Raw genomic sequence first — 318 nt, 5'->3', positions numbered from 1 at the left:
CCCCCCCCCCCCCCCCCCCCCCCCCCCCCCCCCCCCCCCCCCCCCCCCCCCCCCCCCCCCCCCCCCCCCCCCCCCCCCCCCCCCCCCCCCCCCCCCCCCCCCCCCCCCCCCCCCCCCCCCTTTACAACCAGAAGACGGCATACGAGATCGCGCCTAGAGTCTCGTGGGCTCGGAGATGTGTATAAGAGACAGCCCTTAGTAAGCTCAACGGATGACGAGGTCCAGATCGGGCAGGTTGAGCGCCTCGGCGCCTCCTCCGCCGACCAGATAGGTCCGGCCCAGGCACATCGCGGTTTCGCTGGCGGAATCCATCAGGAT

At 74.5% G+C, this 318-nt stretch carries 1 protein-coding gene; it reads left to right on the top strand.

Going from position 1 to position 318, the window contains the following annotated elements; all coding sequences use genetic code 11:
• The coding region (locus JHD80_RS27525) for a hypothetical protein (protein WP_199093784.1) at nt 1-185 on the top strand (185 nt) is incomplete at its 5' end.
• Nucleotides 186-318: the final 133 nt, after the last annotated feature.

It is taken from the genome of Allobosea sp. ASV33 (genome assembly GCF_016428755.1).
Lineage (GTDB): Bacteria > Pseudomonadota > Alphaproteobacteria > Rhizobiales > Beijerinckiaceae > Allobosea.
This window is presented reverse-complemented; position numbering and strand designations above follow the sequence as displayed.